General features: G+C 73.0%; 17 protein-coding genes and 1 tRNA gene. 8 read left to right on the forward strand and 10 right to left on the reverse strand.

Features of this window, described 5'->3' with window-relative positions; genetic code table 11:
- Positions 1–166 precede the first annotated feature (166 nt).
- On the forward strand, positions 167–823 hold the full coding sequence (locus AB0M03_RS02360; RefSeq protein ID WP_363487490.1) for an NAD(P)H-binding protein: 657 nt from the start codon (positions 167–169) through the stop codon (positions 821–823).
- Between the two features lie 37 nt (positions 824–860).
- Here AB0M03_RS02360 and AB0M03_RS02365 read toward each other — a convergent pair whose 3' ends face one another.
- Positions 861–1,553, reverse strand: coding sequence for a pentapeptide repeat-containing protein (locus AB0M03_RS02365; RefSeq protein ID WP_363487493.1), 693 nt, complete (start codon positions 1,551–1,553; stop codon positions 861–863).
- Positions 1,554–1,614: 61 nt separating this feature from the next.
- Positions 1,615–2,742, reverse strand: a complete 1,128-nt coding sequence (locus tag AB0M03_RS02370) for a low temperature requirement protein A (RefSeq protein WP_363487755.1) — start codon at positions 2,740–2,742, stop codon at positions 1,615–1,617.
- 549 nt (positions 2,743–3,291) lie between these two features.
- Between AB0M03_RS02370 and AB0M03_RS02375 the strand changes: the two genes are divergently transcribed.
- A tRNA-Lys gene (locus tag AB0M03_RS02375) sits at positions 3,292–3,365 on the forward strand.
- Positions 3,366–3,422: 57 nt separating this feature from the next.
- On the opposite strand, the gene AB0M03_RS02380 is transcribed toward AB0M03_RS02375, so the two are convergent.
- Positions 3,423–4,247, reverse strand: coding sequence for a hypothetical protein (locus AB0M03_RS02380; protein WP_363487495.1), 825 nt, complete (start codon positions 4,245–4,247; stop codon positions 3,423–3,425).
- A 209-nt stretch (positions 4,248–4,456) separates the two neighbouring features.
- Between AB0M03_RS02380 and AB0M03_RS02385 the strand changes: the two genes are divergently transcribed.
- The gene (locus AB0M03_RS02385; protein ID WP_363487497.1) at positions 4,457–6,790 is read left to right on the forward strand and encodes a transglycosylase domain-containing protein; all 2,334 of its coding nucleotides are present in this window, start codon (positions 4,457–4,459) and stop codon (positions 6,788–6,790) included.
- A gap of 104 nt (positions 6,791–6,894) precedes the next feature.
- Positions 6,895–7,932, forward strand: a complete 1,038-nt coding sequence (locus tag AB0M03_RS02390) for an EamA family transporter (RefSeq protein ID WP_363487499.1) — start codon at positions 6,895–6,897, stop codon at positions 7,930–7,932.
- A gap of 120 nt (positions 7,933–8,052) precedes the next feature.
- Here AB0M03_RS02390 and lepB read toward each other — a convergent pair whose 3' ends face one another.
- Both lepB and AB0M03_RS02400 read right to left on the reverse strand, forming a co-directional pair.
- Complete coding sequence (gene lepB, locus AB0M03_RS02395; protein WP_363487501.1) at positions 8,053–8,844, reverse strand: signal peptidase I; 792 nt, start codon at positions 8,842–8,844, stop codon at positions 8,053–8,055.
- A gap of 257 nt (positions 8,845–9,101) precedes the next feature.
- The gene (locus tag AB0M03_RS02400; protein ID WP_363487503.1) at positions 9,102–9,437 is read right to left on the reverse strand and encodes a chorismate mutase; all 336 of its coding nucleotides are present in this window, start codon (positions 9,435–9,437) and stop codon (positions 9,102–9,104) included.
- A gap of 260 nt (positions 9,438–9,697) precedes the next feature.
- On the opposite strand from AB0M03_RS02400, the gene AB0M03_RS02405 reads away from it, so the two are divergent.
- The gene (locus tag AB0M03_RS02405; RefSeq protein WP_363487505.1) at positions 9,698–10,123 is read left to right on the forward strand and encodes an OsmC family protein; all 426 of its coding nucleotides are present in this window, start codon (positions 9,698–9,700) and stop codon (positions 10,121–10,123) included.
- Positions 10,124–10,558: 435 nt separating this feature from the next.
- Positions 10,559–12,856 carry an EAL domain-containing protein gene (locus tag AB0M03_RS02410; RefSeq protein WP_363487507.1) on the forward strand — a complete coding sequence of 766 codons (2,298 nt, stop codon included), beginning with the start codon at positions 10,559–10,561 and terminating at the stop codon, positions 12,854–12,856.
- A gap of 32 nt (positions 12,857–12,888) precedes the next feature.
- Here AB0M03_RS02410 and AB0M03_RS02415 read toward each other — a convergent pair whose 3' ends face one another.
- On the reverse strand, positions 12,889–14,118 hold the full coding sequence (locus AB0M03_RS02415; RefSeq protein WP_363487509.1) for an LLM class flavin-dependent oxidoreductase: 1,230 nt from the start codon (positions 14,116–14,118) through the stop codon (positions 12,889–12,891).
- A gap of 583 nt (positions 14,119–14,701) precedes the next feature.
- On the opposite strand from AB0M03_RS02415, the gene AB0M03_RS02420 reads away from it, so the two are divergent.
- On the forward strand, positions 14,702–15,301 hold the full coding sequence (locus tag AB0M03_RS02420) for a VTT domain-containing protein (RefSeq protein ID WP_363487511.1): 600 nt from the start codon (positions 14,702–14,704) through the stop codon (positions 15,299–15,301).
- A gap of 321 nt (positions 15,302–15,622) precedes the next feature.
- On the forward strand, positions 15,623–16,888 hold the full coding sequence (locus AB0M03_RS02425) for a hypothetical protein (RefSeq protein ID WP_363487513.1): 1,266 nt from the start codon (positions 15,623–15,625) through the stop codon (positions 16,886–16,888).
- A 111-nt stretch (positions 16,889–16,999) separates the two neighbouring features.
- Here the strand turns inward: AB0M03_RS02425 and AB0M03_RS02430 are convergent, their stop codons facing one another.
- The 4 genes from AB0M03_RS02430 to AB0M03_RS02445 form a co-directional block, all read right to left on the reverse strand.
- The gene (locus AB0M03_RS02430; RefSeq protein ID WP_363487515.1) at positions 17,000–17,905 is read right to left on the reverse strand and encodes an alpha/beta hydrolase; all 906 of its coding nucleotides are present in this window, start codon (positions 17,903–17,905) and stop codon (positions 17,000–17,002) included.
- The gene (locus AB0M03_RS02435; RefSeq protein ID WP_363487757.1) at positions 17,902–19,008 is read right to left on the reverse strand and encodes a branched-chain amino acid ABC transporter permease; all 1,107 of its coding nucleotides are present in this window, start codon (positions 19,006–19,008) and stop codon (positions 17,902–17,904) included. Before AB0M03_RS02435 ends, AB0M03_RS02430 begins: the two co-directional genes overlap by 4 nt.
- Before the next feature lie 107 nt (positions 19,009–19,115).
- The gene (locus AB0M03_RS02440; protein ID WP_363487517.1) at positions 19,116–19,982 is read right to left on the reverse strand and encodes a branched-chain amino acid ABC transporter permease; all 867 of its coding nucleotides are present in this window, start codon (positions 19,980–19,982) and stop codon (positions 19,116–19,118) included.
- On the reverse strand, positions 19,979–20,785 hold the full coding sequence (locus tag AB0M03_RS02445; protein ID WP_363487519.1) for an ABC transporter ATP-binding protein: 807 nt from the start codon (positions 20,783–20,785) through the stop codon (positions 19,979–19,981). Before AB0M03_RS02445 ends, AB0M03_RS02440 begins: the two co-directional genes overlap by 4 nt.
- Positions 20,786–20,869 lie beyond the last annotated feature (84 nt).

Raw genomic sequence — 20,869 nt, forward strand, 5'->3', positions numbered from 1 at the left:
TGATGCCAACCGGTGATGTTGTACGGACACGTTGCCGCGCCGTCGGACGCGGAGAATCGTCACGCAGCCCGGTGTGCCATGGCCATGCCCGTGCGCGAAGTTTGACGGAGAGTTCGTCGCCGCGTCGCCCGGCGACCCGCCGGTGAACGGGGATAGCGTGGCCGGTATGCGCATCGTCATCGCCGGTGGACACGGACAGATCGCCCTGCACCTGGAACGGCTGCTGGCCGACCGCGGGGACACCCCGGTCGGGCTGGTCCGGCGCGCCGAACACGCCGACGACCTGCGGCGGCGCGGCGCCGAACCGGTCGTGCTCGACCTGGAGGCCGTCGACCCGAAGGGCCTCGCCGCCGTCCTCGACGGGGCGGACGCGGTCGTCTTCGCAGCCGGCGCCGGGCCCGGCAGCGGCGCCGCGCGCAAGGACACCGTCGACCGGGCGGCCGCCGTCCTGCTCGCGGACGCCGCCGAACTGGCCGGGGTCCGGCGCTACCTGATGATCTCCACGGTGGGGGCGGACGCGGCGGCCCCGGACGGCGCAGACCCGGTCTTCGGCGCCTACCTGCGCGCCAAGGGCGCCGCCGACGACGACCTGCGGGCGCGGGCCGCACTGGACTGGACGGTGCTGCGGCCCGGCCCGCTCACCGACGGGCCCGGCACCGGGCGGGTGCTGCTCGCCGAGCGCACCGGGCGCGGGCGGGTGCCGCGGGAGGACGTGGCGGCGGTGCTCGCCGCGCTGCTGACCGAGCCCGCACCGGCGGTCGGACGGACGCTGGAACTGGCCGCGGGCGAGCAGCCGGTCGCCGAGGCGGTCGCGGCGCTCTGAGCCGCGCTTCGGCCGTTGCGGACCGGCTCCTTCCGGCTCAGTCCTTGACGGTGATGCCGAGGGCGTGGGCGAACTGCGGGGCCAGCTCGAACAGCTGGCCGGTGTTCAGCACGGCGCCGGAGAGGCCGAGGTGGCCATCGGGCAGGCCCAGCCGGACGGCGCCGCGCAGATCCACCTTCTCCATCCGCGCCCCGGCGAACCGGACCCCGTCCAGGGTGGTACCCGGCACCGACACCGAGGTCAGCTTCGCCTCGCCGAGATCGACGTCGCGCAGCAGGCAGTCCTCGAAGACGACGTCGCGCAGCACCGCGCCGCGCAGGTTGACCGCCTCCAGCTTGCAGCCGCGCAGCACCACCCGGCGCAGCTGCGAGCCGTACCAGGAGATCCCGGCCAGCACCGAGCCGAGGAGGGACGCGTCCTGCCACTCGGTCTCGGCGAGGTCGGCGGCGACCAGGCGGCAGCCCTGCAGCCAGACCTCGTTCCAGCGGGCGGTGCGCAGACCGGTGCCGTCCAGCTCGACGCCGGTGAAGGCGCACTCCAGGAAGCTCGCGCCGCTCGCCCGGCCGTCGTACGCGCCGCCGTCGAAGTGCACGGTGTCGTAGCGGACGTCGCTCCGCAGGCCGCCGGTGTGCGGGCTCAGCAGCTCGGCGTACGGGAGGTCGGCGAGCTGCTCGGGGACGGCGGACATGGCGTGGCCGATCTGTGCGGGGCGGACTGCTCTCCCGGCCATCCTGGCAGGCACCGCCGACAGCGCCCGCGGCCGCGGCCGCCGGCCCGTGGACGGTGCGCGGTCAGCCGCGGCGGGCGCGCAGCGTGATGCCGACCGCCACCGTCAGGGCGGCGACCAGCCCGGCCGCGAGGACCGCGTCGCGGCCCAGCGCCGTACAGGCCAGCACCACCGCCGCCGAGGCCGGCAGCACCACCTGCTCGGCGCCCTGCTTGAAGTGCCGGGACTGCAGCAGCCAGACCGTCAGCAGGTAGAGCGCGGCCGGCACGGTGACCGCGGCGGCGGCCGCCACCGCCGAGATGTGCGCCTGGTGGACGGAGTACTCCACCACCACCTCCAGGCCCGCGCCGATCGCGGCCGCCGAGCCGAGCAGCAGGTAGTGGCCGTAGCCCCACAGGAAGGCCTCCCGGCTGGAGCGGAGGCGGTCGTGCACCGGCTCGGCGAAGTAGATCCACCAGGCCGCGAAGCACAGCAGGACGCCGCCGCCGGCGATCGGCAGCAGGTCGTCCAGGGCCTCGTGCTCGTCCAGCGCCGTCTGCACCGCGAGGGTGGCGGCGGCCACCGTCTCGCCCAGCACGATCAAGGTGAACAGCCCGTACCGCTCGGCGATGTGGTGCGGGTGCCAGGTGGTCTGCGCGGTGCGCTCGGCCAGCACCGGCACGGAGACCTCCGCCAGGATGCCGAGCGGGATCAGGTACGGGTAGGCGCTGTGCGGCACCAGCAGGATCAGCGCCCAGCCGATCTGGCACAGGGTGATCCCGAGGGCGTAGCGCAGGGCCACCGTACGGGCCGGGCCGGTCTCGCAGGCCGCGGCGCGCAGCCACTGGGTGACCATGGCGAAGCGCATCAGCACGTAGCCGACCACCGAGAGGACCAGGTTCTGGTCCTGGAACATCCGGGGCACGCCGGCCGCGAGCACCAGCACCCCGGTGATCTGCACCAGGGTGGTGAGCCGGTACGGCACGTCGTCCACGTCGTAGGCGGAGGCGAACCAGGTGAAGTTCATCCAGGCCCACCAGATCGCGAAGAAGACGAACAGATAGCGCGGAACGGCGGTGCCGGCGTGACCCTCCGCGAGGGCGTGCGCCAGTTGGACCCCGGCCTGGGCGACGGCCACCACGAAGCACAGGTCGAAGAAGAGCTCCAGCGGGGTGGCGGTGCGGTGCGGTTCGCCGCGGCCGCGCGGCGCCATCCGGCGGACCGGGCGGGAGTGCTGGAGGTGCGCCGGGAGCCGCTCCGCCGCGGCCCGGGGCTCGTCCGCGTCACTGGTCATGGTGCCGCCTTCGGTGGGGGTCGGGGCGATCTGCCCCGTGATCCTGGCATTCCTGGCAGGCCCGGTGCACGCACCGGGCCGCGGTACCGCCCGGCGGACGGTGGCCGGCGACCGCCACCCGGGCGGCCCACGGCCGGTCGCCGTCATCACACGGTTGACGCAACAGTGCGCGATCCGGGTGACAGGACGGGGGCGTGCGGCGTGTGCCTGCCGAGGTCTCCGGGACCTCCCTGCCCGCCCGATAGATTCCGTGGCGCCTGGCACGACGACACATGGGCGGTCTGCGGGCAACGCGGAAGGTCAAGGCGGAGGTCGGAACACGGGGCGGTCTCTCCGCACGGTCCCGCGCGCCGCGCCGCCTCGTGATCACCGCGCTGCCTGCCGGCGCGCCGACTGCGACACACCGCGACCGGGCGGACACGATTTCACTCGGCGGACGGCTGCGTGTAATGTTCCGCAGGTCAGCAGGCGCCGCTAGCTCAGTTGGTTAGAGCAGCTGACTCTTAATCAGCGGGTCCGGGGTTCGAGTCCCTGGCGGCGCACAGACGGTCGAAGGCCCCTCGCGGAAGCGGGGGGCCTTCGACGTTCCCGGAGCCGCCTCAGCCGCGCAGCAGGCGGTGGAGGGAGTCCTTCGTCGCGGCCGTGAAGCGCTCGCGCTGCCCCTCCTCCAGCAGGTGGAGGGACAGGTAGGGATTGAGGTCCTCCAGTTCGACGAGGAGCAGCTCGCCCTCGGGGGTGCGGCAGGCGTCGACGCGCTGGATGCCGTGGTCGATGGTGTTCCAGTCCACGAAGCGCTGGGCGAAGGCGAGGTCGCCCCCGCCGGGCCGGTAGGGGGCGAGCTCCCAGCGGGCGTCCCGGTCGGGGGTGTGCAGCGCGTACTGGAACTCGCGGTCGACGAAGTAGAAGGACACCTCGTAGCGGAAGTCGATCCGCGGCTGGACGAGCACTCCGCCGCCGGCACAGGCTTCGGCGATCCGTTCCGGCCCGACGAACTCCAGTCCGATCGAGTCGGCGCCGAGCTTCGGCTTCACCACGTACTCGGGGACCTCCGGCAGCCGGTGCAGCTCGTCCGGCGCACCGGCGGTCGGTATCACGGGGTGCCCGCCGGCCGAGAGGTCGAGCAGGTACTGCTTGCCGGCCATGTCCGCGCGGCCGGTCAGCTCGTTGAACACCGGGGTGCCGCGCAGCAGCGCCTCGGCCCGGAAGGCCTCGTACTGCTCCCGGTAGTGAAGCACCGGGCCGCTGTTGCGCACCACGACGCCGTCGAAGGAGCCCATCAGGCCGGCCGCATCCAGCGGGTGGCAGAGGGCGACGGCGAAGTCGGTGCGCAGCGCCGCGGAGAGGTGGACGTCCTCGTCGCCGTAACGCCGGCCGCGGGCCGGATAGGTGAGGTCGGTCACGTACAGGATGCTCGGGCGGGCCATGGTGCTCCTCGTGCGGCGGGTCCGGGCACCCTATCCCGGCCCCGTCGCGGCGGGGGCGCGGGCGAGGTGGCCGCCGAGAGGTGAGGGAACGGTAAGGAAAAATGGGACATAAGTCCCTAACGTCTGACAAGTCGATCAGGCAGGGTGGGACGGTCCGTGCCGTCCGACGGGTGAGCGACCTTTGCGGGGCTCGCAGGAAGGGACCTCCGGTGCCCCGTACTTCGCAGCAGACCGGTTCCGGCGTGCCCGCACGGCGGTGGTTCGGCCGCAGGACGGCCCGGCGCCGCACCGGCTGGCGCCGGCTGGTCCCGACCTGGCGGGCGGCGCTGGCCGGCTCGGTGGCCGCGGTGCTGCTCTCGGTCGGCCTGTTCGCCCTGGGGCTGGCCCTGGTGCAGGTGCCCGACGCGCACGCGGCCGCGACGGCGCAGAGCAACACCTGGCTCTACCAGGACGGCACGCCGATCGCCCGGACCGGGCAGACCAACCGGCAGAACGTGCCGCTCGACGGGATCTCCCCCGCCGCCCGGCAGGCCGCGCTCGCCGCCGAGGACCGGAACTTCTACCACGAGGGCGCGGTCAACGTGCAGGGCCTGGCCCGCGCCGCCTTCCGCACCGCGACCGGCGGGAGCACCCAGGGCGGCTCCACGATCACCCAGCAGTACGTCAAGAACACCTACCTCAGCCAGAAGCAGAGCGTCACCCGCAAGGTGAAGGAGCTCTTCATCGCGATCAAGGTGGATGCGACCGAGAGCAAGGACGACATCCTCGCCGGGTATCTCAACACCTCGTACTACGGACGCGGCGCCTACGGCATCCAGGCCGCCGCGCAGGCGTACTTCGGCACCGACGCCGACCGGCTGAACGCCGCCCAGGGCGCCTACCTGGCCGCACTGCTGAACGCCCCCGGCGCGTACGACGTCGCCACCGCGACCCCGCAGGGCCGGCAGAACGCCATGAACCGCTGGAACTACGTGCTGGACGGCATGGTCCGGCAGCACTGGCTGTCCGCCTCCGAGCGGGCCGCGACCTCCTTCCCCGACGTGAAGGAGCCGAAGAGCGCGCCGGGGCTGTCCGGGCAGGCCGGCTACCTGGTGGCCGCCGCCACCGACCACCTCACCTCGCAGCACGTCCTGAGCGACGCCCAGCTCGCCCAGGGCGGCTACACCATCACCCTCACCGTCGACTCCGAGCGGGAGCGGCAGCTGCAGGCCGCCGTCCGCAGCCAGCTCACCGACAACCTGGACCCGGCGAAGCGCAAGAAGGACGCCGACGCCCAGGCCGGCGCCGTCTCCGTGGACCCGAAGACCGGCGCGGTCGTCGCGCTGTACGGCGGCAGCGACGCCACCAGGCACTGGATCGACAACGCGACCCGCCAGGACTACCAGGCGGGGTCCACCTTCAAGGCGATCGCCCTCGCCGCCGCCCTCGACAGCGGGGCCCGCACCCAGGCGGGCCGCCGGATCACCGCCGACACCGTCTACGACGGCACCAGCGGCCGCCCGGTCCGCGGCGGCACCGGCACTCCGTACGCGCCGCCGAACGAGGGCGGCAAGGACTACGGCCAGATCACCCTTCAGCAGGCCACCGACTGGTCGGTCAACTCGGTGTACGCCCAGCTCGCGCAGGACACCGGCCTGGAGACCGTCCGGAGGACGGCCGTCGCGCTCGGACTGCCCGCCGACACCCCCGGCCTGAGCGCCGTGCCGTCCATCCCGCTCGGCGCGGCCACGCCCAGCGTGCTGCAGATGGCCGGTGCGTACGCGGCGCTCGACAACGACGGCAAGCAGATCACCCCGTGGCTGGTGAAGTCCGTCGAGGTCGAGGGCGAGCAGGTGCCGCTGCCCGCGCAGAGCACCACCCAGGCGGTCAGCACCGAGGCCGCCCGGGCCACCACCGCCATGCTCAGGGGCGTCGTCGACGACCCGGGCGGCACCGGCTGGCGGGCGGGCGCCCTGAACCGGCCGGTCGCCGGCAAGACCGGCACCACCGACGACTCCCGCTCGGTCTGGTTCGTCGGCTACACGCCGGAGCTGGTGACCGCGGTCGCCCTGTTCGGCCAGGACCCGGCCAGCGGCGCCCAAGTCACCCTGGACGGCATCGGAGGCACCGGCGAGGCCGCCGGCGGCCGCTACCCGGCGCTGATCTGGACGGCCTACACGAAGGCCGCGCTCGCCGGGCAGCCGGTGGGCGAGTTCACCCCGCCCAAGCAGGTCCGCTCCCGGCCCGCCGACCCGGCACCCAGCGGCACGCCGTCGGCCGCCCCCTCCGCGAGCCCGACCTCCCCGGCCGCCTCGGAGCCCGCCGAGGACGACGACGCCACCCGGCAGCCGGAGCGGCCGTGGGCGTCGAAGGGCGCCACCCCCGGCACGGGCCGCCCGGGAAGCTCGGGCACCGGCAGCACCGGCAGCACCGGCAGCACCGGCGGGTACGGGTCCGGCACGACCGACGGCGGGGGCGGACTGCTCGGGTACGGCTCGGGCAGCGGTTCGGACTCGGGGACGAGCGGCAGCACCGGCGGGACGGGCACGGGCACCTGGGGGTAGCGGCGGGCCCGGCGGGCGGGCCACGGCTCCGGCCGAACGAGCACAGCACCAAAAGGTGAGATGGCGCCTTACCAAGGACGTCCGCGAACTGGCACAATGCGGCGGTGCACAGCTCACCACCCTCCCCGGCCCGCGGGATCGGCTCGCTCGGCCTCTCGCTCGCGCTGCTCTCCGCCTTCGCCTTCGGCGGCTCCGGCACCGCCGCCAAGCCGCTGATCGAAGCCGGGCTCTCGCCGCTGCACGTGGTGTGGCTCCGGGTCGCGGGCGCGGCCCTGGTCCTGCTGCCGCTCGCGTACCGGCACCGGGCGGCCCTGCGGCAGCGCCCGGGCCTGCTGGTGGGCTTCGGCCTGCTGGCCGTGGCCGGTGTGCAGGCCTGCTACTTCGCGGCCATCTCCCGCATCCCGGTCGGCGTCGCCCTGCTGATCGAGTACCTCGGGCCGCCGCTGCTGCTCGCCTACGTACGGTTCGTCCAGCGCAAGCCGGTCTCCCGCGCCGCCGCGATCGGCGCCGCCGTGGCCGTCACCGGCCTGGCCTGCGTGGTCGAGGTGTGGAACGGGCTCGGCTTCGACGCGCTCGGCGTCCTGTTCGCCCTCGGTGCGGCCTGTTGCCAGGTCGGCTACTTCGTCCTCGCCGACGCCGGCCGCCGCGGCGAGCGGCCGATCGACCCGATCGCCGTCAGCGCCTTCGGGCTGCTCATCGGCGCCGTCGTGCTCACCGCGTTCACCCGCCCGTGGGAGGCCGACTGGAGCCTGCTCGGCGGCTCGGTCTCCATGAACGGCCACAGCCTGCCCGCGTTGCTGCCCGCCGCCTGGATGGTGCTGGTCGCCACCGTGCTGGCGTACCTGACCGGCGTGGTGGCCGTTCAGCACCTGTCACCGCCGGTGGCCGGTGTGGTGGCCAACCTGGAGGCCGTGGTCGCGACCGTCCTCGCCTGGGTCCTGCTCGGCGAGCACCTCGGCACCCCGCAGTTGCTCGGCGGCCTGCTCGTGCTCGTCGGCGCCTTCGCCGCCCAGACCAGCAAGCCCGCTGCTCCTGCCGCTCCTGCTGAGGGGTGCCGGCGGGACGGCGCTGCCGGGCCGCGGGACGAGCGGGACACCGGGCCGAGGAGCGAGCCCCGGGACTCGGTACGCGGCTCCGCCTGAACGGGCGACCGCCCCGGCCGGGGTGTGCGCCGCTCGGCCGGGGCGGTCGGGGTGCGTCTCTGTGCGGGGGTTCGTTTCTGTGTAGGGGCGCGTCTCGGTTCAGGGTGCGGCCGGGACCCGTCAGCGGCCGGACCAGCCGAACCAGTCGAGGTGGCCGAGCGGCCAGACCACGGCGGCGGTGGGGCCGACCACGTTGGCCACCGGGACCGCGCCGTCGCCGGGCCCGTCCCGGTGGTACCGGGAGTCGGCCGAGTTGCTGCGGTGGTCGCCCTCCACCCACAGATACCCCTGGGGCACCGCCACCGGGCCGAAGTCCAGCCCCGAACACGAGTCGTCGCCCTCGTGCAGGTACGGCTCCGCCACCGGGTGGCCGTCCACCCGCAGTACCGTGCCGGTGCACTGGACCGTCTGCCCGCCGGTCGCGATGACCCGCTTGACCAGGTAGTTGTCGTCCTTCGGCGGCAGCAGTCCGACGAAGCTCAGCAGGGCGTCGACCGCGCCGGGCAGGACGCCGTCGGACTCCTTCCGGTCGGGCAGCCAGTTCCCGGGATCACGGAAGACCACCGGCTCCCCCGGCTGCGGTTCCCACCCCGTGAGGACGGCCAGCTTGTTGACCGCCACCCGGTCGTTGACCCGCAGCGTGTTCTCCATCGAGCCGGACGGGATGGTGAACACCTGGAACAGGCAGGTCTTGATCACGAGCGCCACCAGCAGCCCGACGGCCGCCATCACCGGCAGCTCGGCCCACCACGGCCAGCGCCGCCGGCGCACCGGCCGGGAGTCGGCGGCTTCCGCCGCTCGGGCCGTGCCCCTTCCGTCGGGCAGTGCGTCCTGGTCGGCGGCAGGCGCGTGCGGGCGCGGTTCTGGGCCGGTCGCGGGGTCCGCGTCCGGGGTGCCCACGTAGCTGGTCATCTGCTGTGCCACCCTCCGCGCCACCGCAGGCCGCCCGCCGGCCCGGCGGACCGATCGGCGGTGTGCCCCGCCGGTGGTTCGAGATCGCCGGTCGAAGAGAACAGCACGCTAGCGCCGGGGAGGCCCCCGGCGAAATCCCGCCTTTAGCCGGAGCCGACACCGCGAACCGGTCCGCTGCCGCTGCCGGCACTGCCGGGGCTGCGCGGGCCGGGGCTGCGCGGGCCGGCGCAGGGACAGGGCCGGCGCAGGTGTACCGGTCAGGCGCGGGCGATGGCCTCGTGGTGGCGGATGACCTCGGCGATGATGAAGTTCAGGAACTTCTCGGCGAAGACCGGGTCGAGGTGGGCGCCGGCGGCCAGCTCGCGCAGCCGCTTGATCTGCTCGCGCTCCCTGGCCGGATCGGCCGGGGGCAGCTTGTGGGCGGCCTTCAGCCGGCCGACCCGCTGGGTCGCCTTGAAGCGCTCGGCAAGCATGTGCACGACGGCCGCATCGATGTTGTCGATGCTCTCGCGCAGGCTGGTCAGCTCGGCACGCACCGCTTCGTCGATCCCCGCCGTGGTGTCGGCGGCGGGGTCGGTGGGCTGATCGGTCATCGGATGATCGCTCCGGAGCTTGCTGGGCTGGACACGCCCGGACGGCCGGTGACCGGCTCGGGCCTCGGCAAATCTAACAGGGGCGACCCCGAGAACTCCCACCGTTCGGACCAGTCGTCCGCCATCCGGACACTCCGCCGGACTCCGCGCGGCGACTCCGGCAGAGCGCCGGTCGGGCGGAGAATCGCCGCGTAGGCTGGGCGCGGCGCAAGCCGGACGTGACGACCCAGCAGTTCCCTCAGCACAGGAGGTACCTGACCGTGGCAACCACCCGTACCGCACGCACCGCGTGGGAAGGCAACCTGCTCGAAGGCAAGGGCGTGGTGACGTTGGCCTCCTCCGGCATCGGGGAGTACCCGGTCTCCTGGCCGGCCCGTGCCGAGGCGCCCAACGGCAAGACCAGCCCGGAGGAGCTCATCGCCGCCGCCCACTCCTCCTGCTTCTCGATGGCCCTCTCCCACGGCCTCGCCGGTGCGGGCACCCCGCCCACCCGGCTGGACACCCAGGCGGACGTGACCTTCCAGCCCGGCACCGGCATCACCGGCATCCACCTCACGGTCACCGGTGAGGTCCCGGGCCTCGACGAGGCCGGCTTCGTGAAGGCCGCCGAGGACGCCAAGGCCAACTGCCCGGTGAGCAAGGCCCTCACCGGCACGACGATCACCCTCACGGCCAAGCTGGCCTGACCCGCGACACGCCGTCGGCGGCACCGTTCGAAAAATCCTCGGACGGCTCCGCCGACACCCGGCGCGGTCGGCCCGCAGCCGCCGCCCCGGGGGCCTGCCGCCGGACCGCACACCGGACAAGCAGGCCGTATGCGCACGCGCCCCCGTTCACCGTCGCCCGACGGAGGCCGGGGGCGCCGCCGCGTCGGCCCACACTCCGTCAGAAACCCGACGAATCACCCTGGCGGCGGTCGCCGCCGCTTCCGCGCGACGCCTATGATCGGCGGCGGTGGCCCGACCCGAGGGGTTCGATCGAGGGGTTGGATCGGACAGGGGCGTGGACCGCCGTGGACACGGACAACTGCACTGCGGCAGCCGTCCGGATCATGCGGGAGCAGCGGACGGGAGCATGCCGTGCCGGGGCGAAACGAGGGGGTCGACGCACACCACACGGTCGTGCGACACGAGGAGATGCACCGTGAGCGCCCCGGCCGCCCCGAGCCGCCGCACGCGCCACCCGGCCGGGCCGACCAGCACCCCTCCGTGCAGTCCCCGCTGCAGTCGTCCGTGCAGTCGTCGGTGCAGCCCCTGGGGCCGCTGCTGACCGGTCAGCAGGTAGCCGCCGAGCCTCCGGTGACGGTCGAGCCGCTGGTCTCCTGCCCCACCTGCGCCGGCCCGGTCGGCGGCAGCACCGGGCGTCTCCTCGCCGCCCTGCGCGCCAGCGAGTCCCGGTTCCGGGCGGCGTTCGCCGACGCGGGCATCGGAATGGCGCTGATCGACGCCGACGACCTGATCATCGAGGCCAACCCCGCCTTCGCGGCGATGCTGGGGCGCGAGCCGTCCGACCTCGCCCGGACGCACATCCACGACATCATCGACCCCGAGGACACCCCCCGGCGCCTCTACCTGGAGCTGGTGCACGGCAAGCGGGACCGCCTGCGGGTCGAGAAGCGGCTCAAGCACAAGGACGGCCGCTCGGTGTGGAGCAAGGTGACCCTCTCCCTCATCCGGGACGGCGCCGAGCACCCCCTCTACACGCTCGCCATGGTCGAGGACGTCACCGAGCAGCGGCTCCTCGGCGACCGGCTGGCCTACCAGGCCCTGCACGACCCGCTGACCCGCCTGCCCAACCGCACGCTGTTCTTCGAGCGTCTGGAGGCGGCGTTCCTCGCCGTCGGCGTGCGGACGGGCCGCGGCCACGGCGAGCGGGGGCCCGGCGGCGTTGCGGGCGTCGGGGGTGCGGGTGTCGGAGGTGCGGGTGGCGGGCGCGTCGGGGGCGTCGGCGGTGCCGGTTCGGTGGGCGTGAGGAGTGCGGTGCAGGCTCCGGCCGCGGGTTCGGTGGGCGGTTCGGCCGGCGGTTCGGCCCGGGGTCTTCTCACCCACGGCACGGCCGTGCGGAACGGCATGCCGGGGGCCGGGCAGCGAACCCCCGACCGGGCGGTGGCCGAGAGTGCCGACGGCGAGCGCGAGCCCCGGATCGGGCTCTGCTACCTCGACCTGGACGGCTTCGCCGTGATCAACGAGACGCTCGGCCACCACGTCGGCGACCAGCTGCTGGTAGCCGTGGCCGCCCGTCTGGAGAACGGTTTCGCTCATGGGGACAAGCAGCTCGTCGCCCGGCTCGGCGGGGACGAGTTCGCCCTGCTGGTCACCGACAGCGAGGGGTCCGAGCAGCTCACCGCGCTGGCCGGCCGCCTGCTCGAAACGCTGGAGCGCCCGTTCGAGATCGGTGGGCACCGGCTGGCGGTCACCGCCTCGGTCGGCGTGGTGGAGCGTCCGGTCGAGGGCACCTCGCCGACCGACCTCCTCAAGGACGCCGACTCGACCCTGTACTGGTCCAAGGCCGACGGCCGGGCCCGCTGGACGCTCTACGACCCGGCCCGCGGTGCCCACCAGCTGACCCGGCAGCTCCTCTCCACCGCGCTGAGGCCCGCCCTGGAACGCGGCGAGTTCACCGTCGAGTACCAGCCGCTCGTCGGCCTGTCGGACGGCCTGGTGCACGGCGCCGAGGCCCTCGTCCGGTGGCGGCACCCCCGGTACGGGACGCTCTCCCCCGACCGGTTCATCCCGCTGGCCGAGGAGTCCGGGGCGATCGTTCCGCTGGGCAAGTGGGTGCTGGAGGAGTCCTGCAGACAGGCGAGACGCTGGCTGGCGGAGTTCCCCGACTCCGACACCTTCGTCAGCGTCAACCTGGCCGCCCGTCAGATCTGGGACTCGGACGTGGTCGCGGACGTCGCCGAAGTCCTGGAACGGACCGGTCTGCCGGCCGGGCTGCTGCAGCTGGAGATCACCGAGAGCGCCCTCCTCGGCCCCGGCGGACGCCCCATCCAGGCCCTGCAGGCCCTCGCCGACATGGGTATCCGCATCGCGATCGACGACTTCGGCACCGGTTACTCCAACCTCGCCTACCTCTCCCGCCTCCCGGTGCACGTCCTGAAGCTCGACGGCACCTTCGTCGAGGCCTTCCGCGACACCGGCGGCATGCCTCCCGGCCGCCCCGGCGGGCGCGCCCCCGCCGGCGACACGGACGGGGTCCGGTCGCGGCGGACGGAGGCGGACGAGCAGATCGTCGGCGCCATGGTGCAGCTCGCCCACGCCCTGGGCCTGACCGTCACGGCCGAGGGCATCGAGAACGCCGCCCAGGCGGAGCGGCTCCGCCTCACCGGCTGCGACACCGCCCAGGGCTGGTACTTCGCCAAGCCGGGCGAGGCGGAACTCGTCGCGGAGATGCTCCGCGAGAGCCGGTCCCGCTGACGCTCCGCGGCAGCTCCACGACAGCCCGTGGGCTACACCGCCGGGGTGCCGAGCGGCTCCGCAACCGCCTGGAGCTCGGTGGGGGCTGCGGTCAGTCCGTAGGTCTCGGCGATGAGCCGGTAGGAGCGGTGGCGCGCCTCGTGACCGTGGATGTGCGAGGTCACCATGAGCTCGTCGGCACCGACCCGCTTCCGCAGGGCCTCCAGGCCGTCGGCCACCTGCCCCGGCCTCCCCAGGACGACGTTGCCCAGCCAGCTCTCCAGGAAGTCCGCCTCCATCTCCGTGTAGGGGTGGGCCTCCGCCTCCTCCGGGGTGGGGATCAGACCCGGACGGCCCTGGCGGAGCCGGAGCATCGCGAGGCCGGCCGACCGGGCGAGCCGCAGCGCGTCAGCCTCCTGCTCGGCCGCGACCGCGCTGACGCCGATCAGCGCGTACGGCTCCTCCAGGACCTCCGAGGGCTGGAAGGAGCTGCGGTACAGATCGAGCGCCGGCACCGTGTTGGCGGCGCTGAAGTGGTGGGCGAAGGCGAACGGCAGGCCGAGGCGCCCCGCCAGCCGCGCGCTGAAGCCGGACGAGCCGAGCAGCCAGATCGGCGGTCGGGCGCCGTTCTGCGGAACGGCGCGCAGGCGGGCGTACGGGTGGCCGTCCGGGAAGTCGCCGTCCAGGAAGTGCGTCAGCTCTGCGAGCTGCTGCGGGAAGTCCTCGGCGCCGTCGGTGAGGCCGCGGCGCAGGGCCCGGGCCGTGGCCTGGTCGGTGCCGGGAGCCCGGCCCAGGCCGAGGTCGATCCGCCCGGGATGCATGGCCTCCAGCAGGCCGAACTGCTCGGCCACGGTCAGCGGCGCGTGGTTGGGCAGCATGACACCGCCGGAACCCAGGCGCAGGGTCCGGGTGTGGGCACCGAGGTGGGCGAGCAGCACGGCCGGGTTGGAGCTGGCGACGCCCGGCATGCCGTGGTGCTCGGCGACCCAGAAGCGGTGGTAGCCCCAGCCCTCGGCGGACCGGGCCAGCTCGGTGGTGGCGGCGAGGGCGTCGGCGGGCGTGTAGCCGGCACCGACGGTGGCCAGGTCGAGGATCGAGAGGGGTGCCGGGGCCGTACCCCGGGCCCTTCCGCGAACGGGGTCGGCGGCGGTTTCTGCGGCGGTGACGGCTTCTGTGGCGGTGGCACCGGCTGTGGTGGCGGCGCCGGCCGTGGCGGTATCGGTGCCGCCGAGGGCGGCCTTCCCTGCGTGCTCCTGGGTGCCGCCCGTGCGCTCGCCGCTCATGCCGCCCGTCCTCCTGATCGCTGCGGGTCGTTCGTCGCCGGTCGGCCGACCGGCGACCTGGGTCAACCGCAGGGTGGGCGGCCGTGTTCCCGCGGCGGGACAGTTTTGCCGCGAGGCTCGGGGTGCCGGGCTCCGCGGCCGGAGCCGCTGGCGACTTCATGCCAGCGCGGGAAGTCGCCAGTCCCTGAGGTCGCGTCAGATAGTGGGATCGGGCAAAGTTACTCATCAGTGCGGTGTACGCATCACCGCGCTCCTGACGAAGACCGACGGGCTGGACCAGCACCGGCGGTCCCCACGAGCCCCCGGAGCGGCACCCCCGCTCCGGGGGCTCGCGCCATGTTCGGGGCAGCCCGTACCGAGGGCATGGGCGTGGGCGTGGGTGCGAACAGAACCGCCGACTTGCCTGGACGAGGAGCGTCACCCCGCACCGGGCGAGGCCCGCCGGCCCGCCGCGAGGCGCGGGTTCCCGAATCGAGCTGTGAGTCGCAGCACAAGGGGGTGCTTCATGGCATGAAATGTCGAGTCGCTAGCGTTACTCCCCGCAGCACTGCTCTCCCCCGGGCGGTCTGGAGGGAGTTCGACCTTGGACGCCGCAGCCGTACTCGGCCCGTCGTGGATCTGCGCACTGGCGCTGTGCGCCGTGCTCGGTGACGCGTTCCTCCCGTTCCTGCCGAGCGGGACGCTGGTGATCCTCGCGGTGCTCCGCACCTCCGAGGTCGACGGCGCACCGCTGCTGCTGGGGCTGGGCGTGGCCGTCGCCTCCTTCCTGGGTGACCTGCTGCTGCTTCGGCTCGCACGCCGCGGTGCACCGGCGGTGCACCGGCGCCTCGCACGCCGCCCCGCCCTGGCCCGCAGCGTGGAACGCGCCCAGGAGAGCCTGGCCCAGCGCACCAGCCGCGCGGCTGCCGCCATCGTGATCATCGCCCGGTTCGTCCCGGCCGGACGGACCGTCATCGACCTGGCGGTCGGGCACTCGAACTCGTCCTCGCGCGGATTCCTCCGCTGGTCGGCGCTGGCCGCCGTGGTGTGGGCCGCTTACATCGTCAGTCTGGGCTGGCTGAACAGCCACTGGTTCGACACCGCCTGGCTCAGCCTGGCGGTCTCGTGCACGGCGGCGACCCTGATCAGCAGTGCCATCGCCCGCGTGGTCCGCCGTCGGCGCAGGGCCCTGGCCGCCTGCTGACCGCCCGCCCGACAGCCGGGCACCGGTGGCCTGCGGGACTCCGAAGACCCTCGGCGGCCAGGGTGGCGCCCGAGAGCGGGCCGGCCCAACTCCTGCCCATGGATCTGTCTCAGGACGGCAACAGTCGGATGGCTCATGGAGCCGTGCGGGCATGGTCTGCGTGGTGCGTAGGGGTGGACGCGGCGTTTCGGCAGCTTCGGCGCTCGTGACATCCTTGAGCAGGAATACTGATCAATTGTCCGATTATGTCGGCGCCGTCCGGATGCCTCCCAGGCGTCCGGACGACTGCTGGGTGCGGGCACCACGCGGGTAGGGGAGACCATGAGCAGCATCTCGCGCAGGGCTGTGCTGAGTGCCGGTGCGGCCACCGCGGCACTTGGCGCCGTCACCGCCTGTTCCAGCGGCGGCAAGTCGAAGACCCGCGGGTCGGGCTCCAAGGGCGGCTCGGGTGACGGTGCCGGCGCCAAGGCGACCAGCACGCCGGTCAAGGGCACGCCGCTCGGGGACGGGTCGACGTCGGACACCGGTGTCCAGCCGAAGCAGCCCAAGCCCGAGAAGCTCAAGCCCGGCGAGCAGCCGCCGCAGTTCGTGGTGTTCTCCTGGGACGGCGCGGGTGCCACCGACGACGGGCAGTTCAGCCGGTTCCTGAAGATCGCCGACGAGCACAAGGCGTCCATGACCTTCTTCCTGTCCGGCATCTACACGGTGCCGAAGGAGAAGGCGAGCCTCTACCACCCGCCCCGCCACCCGGTCGGCACGTCGGACATCCCGTTCCTCTCCGAGAACGCCGTCCGCAACACCATCAAGCTGCTCAGCCAGGCATGGCTGGCCGGCCACGAGATCGGCACCCACTTCAACGGCCACTTCTGCGCGCGGCAGCCCGACGACGGCAACGCGGTCAACAAGTGGACCCCGGAGGACTGGGAGAACGAGATCCAGCAGGCCGTGTCGTTCGTCACCCAGTGGAAGACGAACACCGGCTTCACCGACGTCGATCCGCTGCCCTTCGACTACAAGAAGGAGCTCATCGGCGGCCGCACGCCCTGTCTACAGGGCCAGAAGGCGCTGCTGCCCACCGCCGCCAAGCTCGGCTGGAAGTACGACGCCAGCTCCCCCGGCGGTCTGCAGATATGGCCGCAGAAGGTCCAGGACGGCAAGATCTGGGACTTCCCGCTGCAGGGGCTTCCATTCCCCGGCCACAGCTTCCAGGTGCTGTCGATGGACTACAACATCCTCGCCAACCAGTCGCACGGTACGACGAAGGGCGATCCTTCGAAGTACGCGGAGTGGCGGACGCAGGCACGTGACGCCTACCTGGCCGGGTTCAACCGGGCGTACACCACGAACCGGGCGCCGCTGTTCATCGGCAACCACTTCGAGCAGTGGAACGGCGGCATCTACATGGACGCCGTCGAGGAGACCATCAAGGAGATCTCGAGCAAGCCCGACGTCCGGCTGGTGTCCTTCAAGCAGTTGGTCGAATGGCTGGAGGTCCAGGACCAGTCGACGCTGCGCAAGCTCCGGACCCTCGGCGTGGGCAAGACGCCGACGGGTGGCTGGGAGAGCTTCCTCGGCACGGCCGGCTGACGGCCGGGGGCGGACGGCTGCCGGGCTGCCCCGCCAGCCGTCCGCCCCGGTCCGATCGCGTACCGCCCTACCGTCCGGCATCGGACCGTCCCGCGACAGGCCGTCCCGCCGTCAGGCCGTGGCCCTGTTGCCCAGCAGCCGCTCGGCCACGGCAGTCGCGCCGACGGCCCCACCGATGATCGAGTAGTGGTTGGTGCCCGGCACTGACGTGGCGGGCACACGGGTCTCGTCCAGGGCGGCAGTCTTGATCCGCTCCGCGTCGTAGAGGCCCTGTGGCTCGTTGAGCAGCCCGCGTTCGGCCCAGAGCAGTTCTGCCGGGCACGGTAGGTGGTGGACGGCGGCTGCCGCGTCCTTGTCGAGCAGGACCTCCCGGCCGTCCTGCCGAATGGCCTCGTGAACGCACGAGGAGCGGAGCTCCGGCTCCCGGCCGACCAGGTCACGCTGCGTGTAGGCGTCCATCCGGGCGGACCAGGCATCGCCGAAGGCCGGATGGCCCTGCCAGAACTCCCGGTACGCCTGGCGGTCCGGAAAGGTCATCGACAGCCGGGCGAGCGCCGGGCCGAGGACGGCGGCAAGGGCGTCGTCCTCGTGGACGCCCGGCGGCAGCGGGAAGCTGAGAGCGCCGTCGACGAGCAGCACCCGCCGCACCAGCTCCGGGTGGCGGATCGCGGTGAGCGCACTGACCCAGGCGCCCATGGAGTGGCCCACCAAGACAACGGGCCCGGGCGCCAGAGCGCTGATCACGGCGGCCACGTCGTCCGCGTGGCGGGCGAGGCCGAACGGGCCGTCGACCGTCCGGCTGCCGGCCCGACCCCGCAGGTCGGGCGCCACCAGTGCGACCCGGCCGGCGATGCGGTCGGCCACTTCGCCCCAGGCGAGGGCGTTGGCGGTGATGCCGTGGACGGCAACCACCGTGGGGGCGTCCGGGACACGGGCGGGCCAGCGGAGGACGGCAAGGTCGCCACCGGGTACGGGGATGGCCAACTCGTCATGGCCGGGGGCTCCGGAGATGGTCACGCTGCCTCACTTCCACGGGTCAGAGCGGGCACGGTCGCACGGGCGCGGGTGGCACGCAGGCGGGCGGGCAGTCTAGCCAGGCCACCGGGCAGGAGGTAGACCACCACGACGAAGAGGGCGCCGAGAAGAAAAAGCGGCTGCGAGAGTGGCACCCGGAGGACGGCGGGCAGGTCGGCGATGGCGGACGAATTGGCGAGGTCACCCAGGCGGTGCCCGGCCCAGGTGTAGAGGACGCCGCCGAGGAGGGGGCCCCACCGTGTGCCCGAGCCGCCGAGCACCACCATGACCAGCAGGGCGAGCGTGGCGTCGGAGGTCGCTGCCTGGGGCGTGGCGCCGCCGGTGAGCAGCAGGTGGACAACTCCGCCGGCACCCGCCAGGGAGCCGGCCACGACGAAGGCGATCAGCTTGTAGCCGTACGGTCGCAGGCCGAGCACTTCGACCCGGCGCTCGTTCTCCCTGATGCCGGCCCAGACCCGGCCGGTGGGCGAGCCGACGGTGCGGTGCACGATCGCGAGGGTGAGGACGAGGTAGCCGAGCGCGATCCAGTAGAGGTTGGCGGTGTTGCCGATGCCGACCAGCCAGGACGGCAGCATGTCGGCCGGCGCGGCACGGCCCTCCTCTCCACCGGTGAGGCCGTGCGGATTGCGCTGGACGAGGATGGCGCCCGCCTGGGCGAACGCGAGCGTGACCATGGAGAAGCCGATGCCGGTCACCCGGAGGCTGACGGCGCCGAGCGCCAGGGCGAGCCCGGTGGCGGAGGCAATGCCGACGGCGGCGGCCGCGGCGAACGGGAGGTGGAGTTCGAGCATGGCCAGGTCCGTGCAGTAGAGACCCGTGGCGAAGTAGAGGGCGTGTCCGAAGGAGAGCAGGCCTGTCCGGCCGAGGAGCAGGTCGTAGCCGGTGGCGAGGGCCCCGTAGAGCAGGCACAGGGCGATCAGTTGCAGGCTTCCGGGGCTGCCGAGCGGGCCGTCGAGGAGCCCCGGGACGGGAAGCGCACTGTATGGGGCGACAAGGAGCAGGATCAGCAGAGCGATCGGCCACCAGCGTAGTGCTCGGCGGAGCGGAGTCGAGCCCTCGGAAAATGATTCACCTGTTCGAGGGATGGTGTGGCCACGCACCGCCGTTCCAGAATGTCCGTCAGGAACACTGCTGGGCAACGGCGCAGTGATGCCCGTCGGGCTTTCGGTGCTCGTGGTCGAGGAGTTGGTGCTCACGCGAGCCTCCCGGTGAGTCCGCGGGGCCGTACGAGCAGCAGTACGGCGAGGAGTACGACGACGGAGAGATCGCCCAGCCCGGCGGCGGTGTAGTAGTTGGCGAACTGCTGGACGAGGCCGACCGCGGCGGAGGCGACCGCAGCGCCGGTGACGGAGCCCATGCCGCCCATGACGACCACGACGAAGGCGAAGACCAGAAGACCGGTGCCCTGGCCGGGGTTGACCGAGCCGAAGTAGAGGCCGGCCAGTGCACCGCCGAGCGCGGCAGCAGCGCCGCCGATGGCAAAAACGAGAGTGAACGCGCGACGCACATCGATCCCCAGGGCCGTGACCATGGCACGGTCCTCGACACCGGCCCGCACGATGAGGCCGTAGCGGGTCCGGGCCAGGAACAGGCGCAGGAGCAGCAGGATGACGAGGGCAGCCCCCATCAGGACGAAGCGGTTGACCGGAACGACCGCACCGAGCAGCGAGACCGTGCCGGACAGCTCCTCCGGCTGCGGGAAGGGGCGGGCGTCGGCGCCCCAGACACCCATGAGAAGGGCAGGCAGGGCCAGGCCGACCCCGACGGTGGCCAGGATCTGGTCACGTGGACGGCTGTAGAGGGGCCGGATCACGGCCAGTTCGAGCAGGACCGAGGCAAGGGTCCCGATAGCCGTGCCGAAGAGCACGGCCAGCCAGAAGCTCATACCCGCTTCTGCCGCTGCCCACCAGGCGGCGTACGCGCCCACCGAGAGCAGAGCGCCGTGGGCGAAGTTGAGCACATCCATCAGCCCGAAGATCAGTGACAACCCGGAGGCCACCAGGAAGTAGAGAGCACCCAGCCCCAGACCGGTACAGGTGAGGAGGACGACAGTGTTCATCGGGAGGTCACCTCCGTGACGGACGATCCATCGGGGCCGCCACCGACCGCGGCCTGATCGGCCTTCGCGGAGGGCGCAGCAGGCAGGGAAGACACGGAGGGCACAGTCGGCTCCGTCGACACAGGGTCTGCAGCTGGCGTACGGCGGCTGCCGACGCCGAGCAGCCGGCGGGAGGCGTCCTCGTCGGCCAGCAGCTCCGCAGTGTCGCCCTGGTGGACGGTGCGCCCGTCCGCCAGGACTGCGCATAGGCCGGCCAGCCGCCTGACCAGCGCGAGGTTCTGTTCGACCAGGAGCACGGGTACGCGCTCGGCCGCACGGGCCAGGACGTCCGCCACCTCCGAGACGATCTTCGGCGCCAGGCCCTTGGTGGGCTCGTCGGCGATGATCAGGCGGTTGCGATTGAGCAGGGTGCGGCCGATCGCCACCATCTGCTGCTGTCCTCCGGAGAGTGTCCCGGCGAGTTGCCGGGACCGCCGGCGCAGCTCGGGGAACAGCTCGTGGACGAGGTCGTAGGCGGGCTCGGCGTCCCGTTCGGCCAGCCGCAGGTTCTCTGCGACCGAGAGGCCGGCGAAGATGCCGCGGTCCTCAGGGGCGTAGCCGATGCCCTGCCGGACCACGAGATGGGTCGGCAGGCCGACGAGCTCGGCCCCGTCGAACAGGAGGCTTCCCGTTCTCGGGACAAGGCCCATGATCGCCTTGGCCGTCGTCGTCTTGCCGGCCCCGTTGCGGCCGAGCAGTGCCGTGACACCCGAGGCCGCAACGTCGAAGTGCACCCCGTGCAGGATGTGCAGTCCGTCGATCACGACCCGCAGGTCGTGTACTGCGAGCAGCGGCCGCGCCTCGACGGGGCCGGTCGGGACCAGAGGTCCGGCCAGAGAGGAGTCGTC

The organism is Kitasatospora sp. NPDC051914 (assembly GCF_040680995.1).
Classification (GTDB): domain Bacteria; phylum Actinomycetota; class Actinomycetes; order Streptomycetales; family Streptomycetaceae; genus Kitasatospora.